Annotated in this window: 1 protein-coding gene; it reads left to right on the top strand. The window is 39.7% G+C overall.

The genetic code is table 11. The annotated features are described in order from the left end of the window. Positions 1–71 precede the first annotated feature (71 nt). Complete coding sequence (locus tag FJR06_RS20550; RefSeq protein ID WP_168652170.1) at positions 72–11681, top strand: type I polyketide synthase; 11610 nt, start codon at positions 72–74, stop codon at positions 11679–11681. Positions 11682–11702: the final 21 nt, after the last annotated feature.

Raw genomic sequence — 11702 nt, 5'->3', positions numbered from 1 at the left:
AGTTGCGGTGCTAGGGGAACCCTCGTTAAGCAAACTTAGGTAGACGCAGAGGAAGAGGGGAAGGAGAAAAGATGGAGTTGGAGATAAGTAACGATAAGTCTGTCCAAGCTAGGGTGTTTAAGGCGCTAAATGAAGCGAAGGAGAGATTAAAAGCTGTTGAAGCTCAACAAAGCGAACCGATTGCGGTTGTGGGTTTGGGTTGTCGTTTTGGTAAAAATATTTCCACTCCTGAAGCTTTTTGGTCTTTTCTCAAAGCTGGTGGTAATACGCTCACAGATGTACCTAGCGATCGCTGGAATGTGTCTGATTTTTATGACTCAGATCGTAGTAAACCCGGCAAAATCTATGTATCTCAAGGCGGTTTTCTCAATGACGTGTCGATGTTTGACGCGCACTTTTTTGGGATTGCACCGAGAGAAGCTTTGCATATCGATCCTCAGCAACGGTTACTTTTAGAAGTTGGCTATGAGGCGTTAGAAGATGCTGGTATGGCTGCGCCTACTGCCAGAATCGGCAAAACCGGTGTTTTTATTGGCATCACAAACAATGATTATGCTCGTCTGATTGCACCGGGAGGAGATTATAGCACAATAGGGGCTTATCATATCTCTGGCAACCATATAAATGCTGCTGCTGGACGCATTTCTTATCTTTTGAATCTCAATGGCCCTAGTTTGGCTATCGATACGGCTTGTTCTTCTTCACTGGTAGCAGTGCATTTAGCTTGCCGTTCTTTGCGCTCCCAGGAATGTCGGCAAGCTTTGGTGGGGGGAGTAAACCTAATTCTCACCCCGGAAGTGCCGATCGCCTTGTGCAGAAATCAGATGTTAGCTGCTGACGGTAGGTGCAAAACCTTTGACGAAAGTGCTGACGGATTTGGGATTGGTGAAGGTTGCGGAGTTGTTGTTTTAAAAAGGTTGAGTGAAGCCTTAGCAGATAGTGATCGCATTTGGGCGTTAATTCGAGGAACATCTGTCAATAACGATGGTGCCAGTGGCGGTTTTACTGTTCCTAATGGACCTATGCAGACAGATTTAATTCGTGATGCTTTAGCTGATGCTCGTCTAAGTGCCAATGCTATTGATTATGTCGAGGCTCACGGTACGGGTACATCTTTAGGAGATCCGATTGAAATTAAAGCGATCGCTGATGCTTTATGTGTCAATCGCTCTCCATCCCAACCTTTGTTAATCGGTTCTGTCAAAACAAATCTTGGTCATCTAGCGGCGGCGGCGGGGATTTCTGGCTTGATCAAGACTATATTATCTATCTATCATGGCGAAATTCCGGCACATCTCAATTTCCAAAAACCAAATCCTCACATTAATTGGGATAGCATACCTCTGCACGTGGTGACACAGACTCGCCCCTGGACTCAAGGCAATGGCAAGATAAAAGCGGCTGGAGTCAGTTCTTTTGGAGCATCGGGAACAAATGCTCATGCAATATTGAGTGAACCTCCGCAAGTACAATCCTCAACTAAAACAACATTTCCTGTACTGGTAACTCTGTCTGCTAAAGATGAAGAACGATTGCGTCTGTTGGCTGCTAACTTTGTTAATTATATTGACCAAAAACCGGAAGTTAACTTAACTGATATCGCCTTTTCTGTAAATACAGGTCGTTTTCATCATAAACAGCGATTAACTTTATTAGTTTCCAATACTGCTAGTTTTAAAGAACAACTTCGAGCTTTTGTTAATGGTAATGACCGAGAAGCTAATATCATTTACGGTGAGGTACGAGTAAATACTAAAATCGCTTTTGTTTGCAATGATGCAAGAACTATATTTCCGGCGATGGGGAAAGAGCTTTTTGTAAATGAGCCTGTATTTCGTGATGCTTTGATGCAATGCGATCGCCTATTTCAAAACTATTTAAATTTCTCTATAGAAGACTTACTTGATAACAATCAAGATATAAACGATCCTTTATATGTTCACCCAACATTATTTGCGCTGCAATATGCTCTTTGTGAACTCTGGAAATCTTGGGGAATCCGCCCTTCTGCAATTTTAGGAAATGGTTTAGGCGAATATATTGCTGCTCAACAAGCTGGAATTTTTTCGATTGGAGATGCAGTTAAATTAGTGGCAACTCGCGTTCATTTATTTAGCGAGCAAAGTGGAGAAAAAGAATTTTTAGCTTTTCAAAAAGTAGCTGAAGAAGTTTCTTATCGTAATCCACAACTCACTTTAATTTCTAATAATGGTGAGGTTGCTAATAATTATATTAAAACTGCTGCTTACTGGTTGCAACAGCTACATCACCTAGACAATATTGAAAAAGGGATTTTTACCTTACATCAGATGGGCTATCAAATATTTCTAGAGATTGGAAATCAGCCCATAAATAATATCGTTCATAGTAAATTACCAGCAAAAGAAATCCTTTGCTTATGTAGTTTAGCAAAAGATTGCAGTAATTATCAGCAAATCCAAACAGTCATAGCTGAACTATATGTAAGAGGAGTAAATATTAATTGGCAAGAATTCCATCGCTCTTGCTCAGGACAAAAAATTAGTTTGCCCAGTTCTCCTTTTATTCGCAAACGCTACTGGGTAGATGCTATTAAATCAAATCGCTCTGGACACCCTTTATTAGGCGATCGCTTCCCCTCTCCCCTCTCTTCTATTCAATATCGAGCTAGTATTAGTCAGAACAACCCAGAATTTTTAACAGAACATCAAGTTTTTGATAAACCGATATTTCCTGGTGCAGCTTTTATTGAAATGGCGTTAGCAGCGGCACAAAGCCAAGCTGTAATTTTAGAAAATATCGAATTTCAAAAAGCACTATTGCTGCAAGAACAAGAGGATACATTACAGTTAATTATTGAACAAAATTGTTTTCAAATATATCAGCAAAGTAATAATAATTGGGATGTACTTGTTACCGGGGGAATTGATAGTTTAAATATACTAGATGCAAATCGCCAAAATCTAGAACAAATAGCTGCTAACTGTCCAGAGCAGATGGAAATTAATTCATTTTATGAAAGATATCAAAAATCAGGAGTTAATTACGGCAGTAGCTTCCAGATCATTAATAAGCTTCAACGTGGCAAAAATAGTGCATTTGCTAAAATCAAGTTAACACAAATTCAGTGTCTAGAAGCCGAAAAATATAAGTTTCATCCAGTAATGTTGGATGCTTGTTTTCAGGCGATCGCTGCAATTTTATTTCAGCAAGAATCATCTGTAACTTATGTCCCAGTCCGCATTGCTAAATTTCAATTCTTCAAGGCTCCAGGTGCTAGTGTCATCAGTGCAGCTCGACTAACTAAAAATTCTAATAACTATATTATCTCTAATATTGATATTTATTCAGAACAAGGTGAGTTACTAGTAGCAATTACAGGATTTGAACTTAAATCAGTTCAAAGTCAAGAAATTATCCGCCATCAAATCCAACCACAATCTTACATAGAGGAGTGGATTACTTTAGCATCATTGTTACCTGATGGTAGAGATTATTTACTAAACCCTGATGCCATTAAAACTCTAGTTCAACCCCAGCAATTAGAACAGCAATTAGCTGAAAAATTGTACCAATATGAACGCTTGCTTGAAGAAATGGAAACTTTAAGCGTAAGTTATATATGGGAAGGTTTAAAAGAGCTTAACTGGCAACCCCAATTAGGTCAAATTTATCCAGAAGAACAGATTGCTACTCAAGGTGGAGTTGTTGATTTTTATCGTCCTTTATTGTCGCGGTGTTTAGCAATTCTAGCTGAAGAAGGAATAATTACTCAGCAAAAAGATGGATGGTTATTAGCAAAAGAACCTGTTATATCTTCATCTCAATTACCAATTCAACAACTACGTAGGGAATTTCCTGATTACCTTGCAGAAATTAATTTGATAGAACGTTGTGGTTCGGCTTTAGCTGCGGTAATGCGCCGCCAAATTGAGCCATTAGAATTACTATTTCCCCAAGGCGATTTGAATGCGATCGCATCTGTATATTCTGATGCGGCTGGTGCTAAGTTGATGAATGAACTAGTCGCAGCCACAATTAAAACTGTAGTAGCAAATTTACCAACAAATCGACAGTTACGCATCCTCGAAATTGGAGGGGGAACAGGCTCAAGTACCGCAGCAATTTTACCACATTTACCTCCAGAACAAATTGAATACACATTTACCGATATTTCTTCTAGCTTTTTAACCAGAGCCAAAGAAAATTTCAGTAATTATCCCTTCATTAAATATCAAACTTTAGATATAGAAAAAGCCCCCATTTCTCAAGGATTTCTACCTAGTTATTTTGATATTATTATTGCTGCTAACGTCCTTCATGCCACAGCAGATATTAATGAAACCCTTAATAATGTCCGTTCTTTACTAGCTCCTAATGCCATACTCATACTATTAGAAAGTACCGGAGCGCGTCCTTGGGTAGATTTAACCTTTGGGTTAACAGAAGGATGGTGGTTATGCAGTCAAGATCCGCACCGCAATGGTTATCCATTAGTAGATACAGAACATTGGCAAAACCTACTCGCCAAGCATCAATTTACAGAAATTAACATCATCGAACCAACCAATCCAAAGACACGGAACCTATTACAACAAAGCGTAATCATCGCCAAAAGCAGCCTTCCTTCTCTATGCACCTCTGTGTCTTGGCGCGAAATAATCTTTGCTGACACTAACGGAATTGCTCGCAGTTTAATCACCCCATTCCAACAGCGAGGAATTACTTGTTCCCTCATCTCCCCTCAAGACATTAACCCCGATAACCCCGACGATTACCTATCACTATTACAAAACCTGATAACACCAGAAACCCGTGAAATCATCTACCTCTGGTCATTACAAGAAATAGAAGGCGAAATTTATCAAGCTGTAGAAATTCATTGTAGACGTTTTCTATTTCTACTTCAGGCATTATTACAACAAGAAAACCCCCCCGCGCTCATTCTTGTTACTCAAGGGTCTGTACCAGCAAAAGAAATCACAACCTTAACTTCTCCAGCCCAATCTTCCTTATTAGGAATGGCTTTAAGCTTAGTTCTAGAGCATCCCGAACTAAATTTTAGAGCGATTGATTTAGATCCTCATGCACAAGATTTAGGAGAAAAATTATTTAGAGAAATCCACAACAACACCCAAGAAAACCGCGTCGCTTTGCGGGGCGAACAACGCTTCTGTCCGCGTTTGGTAGAGCGCAAATTAGCAGATGGAAACATCAATTTCCGTCAAGATGGCTTTTATCTAATTTCTGGTGGTACAGGCGGATTAGGTTTAGCCACTGCCCGATGGATGATAGAACATGGCGCGTGCCATTTAGTATTGTGCAGTCGCAGTGGTGCAAAAGCTCTCAATCCTGAAATTCTAGCAAGTCTGCAATCCATTAACGAAGACATCCAAATTAAAGATGTTGATGTCACAGATGCCGAGAAACTGCACGCCCTACTAGAAGAATGCCGATCGCAATATCCGTTGCGAGGAATTTTCCACATCGCTGGCACTTTAGACGATACAACATTACTGCGACTGACACCAGAACGTTTCAACTATGTTCTCGCCCCCAAGGTGAAAGGAACTTGGCTACTGCATCAACTAACCCTGAACGATACCTTAGATTTCTTTGTTTGTTATACCTCTGCTGTGTCGCTCATTGGTTCGGCGGGACAAGCTAATGCTGCGGCTGCGAATGCCTTTGAAGATGCCTTTACCTATTATCGTCATGCACACAATTTACCAGCTACAGTCATCAACTGGGGGCCGTGGAGCGAAATCGGTGCAGCAGTCGATCGCAATGTCTTAGAAAGATTAGCAGCCAAAGGTTATGATGCGATCGCACCAGATTTAGCACTCAATACTCTAGAAAAAATTCTGTTTAATCAAATTGTACGTGCTGGTGTAATTGCTATTGATTGGCAACGTTTTCCATACATTAATCAAAGCTTTTATCAAAACTTCTTACCCCAAATCAAACCTAAATCTCAAACTGCATCCAATCTTTTAGAACAGTGGCAAACCATACCTGTAAAACAGCGTCGTGATTTACTTATCCGCCAAATTAGTTTGCGAGTTTGCACTGTATTAGGACTATCAACTCATGAAGTATCTCCCCAACAAGGCTTTTTTGACATGGGGATGGATTCTCTCACTTCCACAGAACTTCGCAATCTTCTGCAAACAGATTTTAATTGCTCTCTACCCACAACAATCGCTTTTCGGTTTCCCAATGTGGAAACTTTAGCAGATTATCTCCTGCGGGAAATTTTAGTTACCTCTGAGGTGCAAACTCCTGTACAACAACTAATACAAGAAGTTCCCCAAATCCAAATTGAAAAATATACCCCCGAAAAACCGCAACAGGAAGAAGATCCAATTGTGATTGTAGGGATGGCTTGTCGATTTCCTGGCGGTGCGAATGATTTGGAATCATTCTGGCAACTTTTAGAACAGGGGAAAGATGCAGTCAGAGAAATTCCCAGCGATCGCTGGGATATGCAAGCATGGTATCATCCCGATCCAGATACACCAGGAAAAATCTATTCTCCTTACGGAGCATTTCTAGAGCAAATAGATCAATTTGATGCCGAATTCTTTGGCATTGTCCCCCGCGAAGCAGTCGCCATCGATCCTCAGCAACGCCTACTATTAGAAACAACTTGGCAAGCCTTAGAATCTGCTGGGCAAAACCCCCAAAAGTTACGCAACACTCAAACAGGGGTTTTTGTGGGGGCGATGACTCAAGACTATGCCCAGTTGAGTTACGCACCAGAAGCAATTAACGCCTATACTGGTTCTGGCACTTCTCTGAGTGTAGCTGCCGGTCGTATTTCGTATGTACTGGGCTTACAGGGACCATCAATGACAGTTGATACTGCTTGTTCTTCTTCTTTAGTAGCAGTACATCTAGCTTGCAATGCTTTGCGTAATGGTGAGTGTGACATTGCCTTAGCAGGTGGTGTGAATATAATTTTAACTCCGGTAATTTCCTTAATTGAAAGTCGCGCCCATATGCTTGCACCTGATGGACGTTGCAAGACTTTTGATGCGAGTGCTAATGGTATGGTACGGGGCGAAGGCTGCGGGATGATTGTTCTCAAGCGGTTGAGTCAAGCCGTTAAAAGTGGCGATCGCATTTTAGCTAAAGTTCATAGTACAGCCGTAAATCACGATGGACCAAGTAGTGGTTTGACTGTACCTAATGGTGATGCTCAAGAAAAATTATTACATCAAGCATTAAAGGCGGCGAAACTCAACCCAGAGCAAATAGATTTTATCGAAGCTCATGGTACTGGGACAGCTTTAGGCGATCCGATTGAATTAGAAAGTATGGCTGCGGTATTTGGCAAACGTCTCCAAAATCGACCTTTAATTATTGGTTCTGTCAAAACTAATTTAGGACATTTAGAAGGAGCAGCCGGAATTGCTGGGTTAATTAAAACTGTTTTAGCCCTACAACATCACAAAATTCCTCCCCATCTTCACTTTCAACAACCCAACCCCCGTTTTGATTGGAGTTCTCAGATTTTTGAAGTTCCAGTACATGGAAAAAACTGGCATCCTAGCCAACGAGAACGCATTGCTGGAGTAAGTTCTTTTGGATTTAGTGGTACTAATGCTCATATTATTGTTGGAGAAATTGCATCTAATTCTCCACAGCCATCTGAGCAGAAATTTTACCTCCTGCCGCTTTCGGCTCGTTCTCAAAAATCTCTCAAAGAATTAGCAAAAAATTATCAATACGCTTTAAATGAATCTGTGAATTTCGCAGATACTTGTTTTACTGCCAGTACAGGAAGGGCTATTTTCCGGCATCGATTGTGTGTCTTGGCTGACTCAAATACTACAGCCGAAAAAGCACTTGCTGATTTCCAAAAAGGTGAAGATTCTGATAATTTAATTACTCCAATTACATCAGAAACTCAAACAAAAGTAGTTTTCCTATTTTCAGGACAAGGTTCTCAATATTCAGGGATGGGACAAACTCTTTACAACCAAGAACCCGTCTTTAAAAATACTCTGGAACTTTGTGACAACATTCTGCAACCTATTTTAGGAAAGTCGCTCTTAGGTTTAATTTTTCAATTGCAAAATAGTGAACAGCTAGAACAGACTCAAATCACACAACCAGCCCTGTTTTCACTGGAATACGCACTTGCGAAATTATGGCAATCTTGGGGAATACAACCTGCTGCCCTTTTAGGACACAGTATTGGTGAATATGTCGCCGCTTGTTTAGCAGGAGTCTTTTCTTTAGAAGATGCTTTGCAGTTAGTTGTTCAACGCGGTCGCTTGATGGGAGAACTACCGCATAATGGAGCAATGGCAGCAATTTATGCTGATTATCAAACAGTAGCCGATCATCTGACTCCCTATGGAAATCAAGTAAATATTGCCGCAGATAATGGTGCAATTAATGTTATTTCTGGCTTGAGTGAAATTGTTGAACAACTAGAGAAATCATTTATGGAGCAAGGTTATAAAACTAGACGTTTGGCAGTATCTCATGCTTTTCATTCTCCTTTAATGGAGCCAATCCTTGATGATTTTGCTAAGATGTTACAGCAAGTTTCTTTCCATGAACCAAGCCTGAATATTATTAGTAATGTCACAGGTAAACCAATTGGCAAAGAAATTGCTACTGCCGATTATTGGCTGCGCCATCTTCGCAATACTGTACATTTTGGTCAAGGATTTAAATTGTTAATTGACAGTGGTTATCGCCATTTTTTGGAGTTAGGACCAAAGCCTGTGTTATTAGGTATGGCGCGGCTAAATTCTCAAAGCAAAGAAATATTATGGCTACCCAGCATTGTACCTGGACAAGATGAACAAGCCCAGATGTACAGAAGTTTAGCAACACTTTTTGTTAATGGTTATTCTATAGAATGGACAGAGGTATTTAAGCAAGTCCAGCGGGTTCTTTTACCTACTTATCCGTTTCAACGAGAACGTTATTGGTTATCAAATCCACAATTTTTTGTAAGTGATATTAAGACTAAACTGCATCCTTTTATTCATGAGGTTAAAAAGCTAGCTACAGGAGAAATTATTGTTGAAGGAGAGATAAGTTCTGAGTATCCAGATTATCTGGAAGGACACAAGGTATTTGGAAAAATCTTGTTTCCGGCTACGGGTTTTATTGAAACGATTTTAGTAGCTAGTCGGCAAATATTTACTGATGATTTGGCGATTATTCAAAATGTTGCTATTCATCAGGGGTTAGTTTTATCTCAATCTCAAACTAAATTGCAACTGATTTTTAAGTCTAAGAAGTCGTCTGGCTATAGTTTTGAGATATTTAGTAGTGATTCAGCAAAAGATAGTTGGGTACTTCATGTTACGGGTGAGATTAACGTTAATGAAAGACATGAAAAGCTCACACACAGACGCAGAGACGCAAAGGATGAAAGAAGGGAATCTGTAGATCTAGCCAGATTTTATGAGTTTTATGAGCAGATGGGAATTAGCTATGGTCAGCGTTTTCAGGCTATTCAAGAACTCAGGTATTTTAGCAGTAGTTCTCAGGCTAAAATTAGTATCGATCGCAGTTTGGTAGATCGGCGATATTGTTTGCATCCTGTGCTTTTAGATGCTTGTTTACAAAGTATTGGCGCGGCTTTCCCAGAAATTCACGGTCAGGAATTGCATTTACCTTATGGTTTCTCTTCTCTAGAATTATTTGGCAATCCTGGTACTCAAGCTTGGACGCACATTGAGATTAAATCTCAGATTGATGGTGAAATCTGTGTAGATGTAGAGGTTTATGATGAGCAAGAACAGCTTTGCGCTCGGTTTACAGACTTAACAGCACGGCGGATTAATCCAGCAGTTTTACAACGTTTATGGCAAGAAACTGAAAATAATTGTTTTTACCAGGTGCAATGGCAAAAGCTTGATTCAGTTTCAACTATTACAGGAAACTCTCAACATTCATGGTTAGTGTTTGTACGTCCTAGCACAGCTTTGTATCAGTCGATTAATTTATTGCAAAAAGCTGGAGAAAGAGTTATTACTGTAGAACTTAGTGATGATTATAAACGTCATTCTCTAGAAAGTTTTGTCATCAATCCATCTCGGAAATCTGATTTTCAACGTTTATATCAAGAAGCATATCCATCGGGTGAATTTCCTACGGGTGTGATTTTTGCTTGGGAAACTGTACCTAATGAAGCAAGTGCAGATACAGTTTACAAGAGTTGTAATGCTGTATTGTATTTAATTCAAACTATTACTAGTAATATGAAAAAATTACCTGATTTATGGTTAGTAACTCGTGGTGCGAATCGAGTTTTATCTGAAACTTATTTGCAACCGGAACAATCTCCGCTTTGGGGATTAGGAGCAGTAATTAATCATGAATATCCCCAAATTCGTTGTGTATGTTTAGATTTACCAGCAATTGTAGAATCTCATGAAGCTGAATTTTTGTTCAACGAATTTCATACATCAGGCAGTGAGTCACGCCTAGCTTTACGCCGAGGAAACCGTTATGGAGCAAGGTTAGTATCTGCAACAATTCCCGCAGCCCAAAAACAGCAATTAGTTAGCAAAGAGGGAGCTTATTTAATTACAGGTGGTTTGGGTAAACTTGGCTTGCTCATGGCTCAGTGGTTATCACAAATGGGATCTAGCCATTTGGTTTTGTGTAGTCGCCATGTCAAATCTCAACCAGAAGCGATCGCCTCATTAACTAAAAATGGTACACAGATTACAATTGTCAATGCTGATATTACCTCAGCCGCAGATACGGAACAGCTATTCTCCCGTTTTGGCGCGGATTTACCCCCCTTACGCGGAGTCATTCACGCGGCAGCTGTCCTTGATGATGGGCTTTTAACTAATCAAAATTGGGAAAAATATCAAAATGTTATGCGTCCCAAAGTGGAAGGCACTTTATTATTAGACCGCTACACCCGCAATCTATCTTTAGACTTTTTCATAGCCTTTTCTTCTGCTGCTGTAATTCTAGGTTCACCGGGACAAAGTAGTTACGCTGCTGCTAATGCTTTTATGGATGCTTTAATACAGCAACGACAAAGTTTAGGATTACCAGGTATTAGTATCAAGTGGGGCGCATGGGATACAGGGAATAAAATTGAAAAACAACGTTTTGCTAATTGGGGTATTCACAGTATGCCTTCTGATACCGCTATCAAATATCTCAGTGACTTAATTCTCAGCGACGTTGATCAAGGAATTATTCTTGATATTGATTGGTCTACTTTTAATCAAGCTTTTAACATTAATCAACCATTCTTTGCCGAAGTAATTACAACTAAAGCAGATAGCAAAGAGGCAAAATTATTAGAACGATTAAAGTCTGTATCTATAGATGAGCGAGCAGAAAATTTATCGCAAGGAATTGAGCAAATTTTACGCGAAGTTACCGGATTATCTGCTAGTAGTGTGATTCCTCACCACACCTCATTTTTAGAGTTGGGTTTAAACTCGTTAATGGTACTAGAATTTAAAAATCGGCTGCAAAGTAATTTAGCTTGTACTTTACCTACATCTATAATCTTTGATTATCCTAATATTGCGAGTCTCAACATTTATTTGCAGAAAGAAGTGTTAGCAGATTCTGTTGATTTTGAGATAAAATCAAATGAATCTAGTGAGATTGTCAATCCTTATGAAAGTCTCAATGAAGATGAGTTGGCTATACTACTTAATCAAAAGTTAGCGGAGCTTGAAGAATATGGTGATTAAATATTAAAGCTAAATTTCAGT

Source organism: Dolichospermum sp. UHCC 0352, from assembly GCF_009711925.1.
Lineage (GTDB): Bacteria > Cyanobacteriota > Cyanobacteriia > Cyanobacteriales > Nostocaceae > Dolichospermum > Dolichospermum lemmermannii.
The sequence above is the reverse complement of the archived record's forward strand: the minus strand, read 5'-3'. Positions and strand labels throughout refer to the sequence as shown.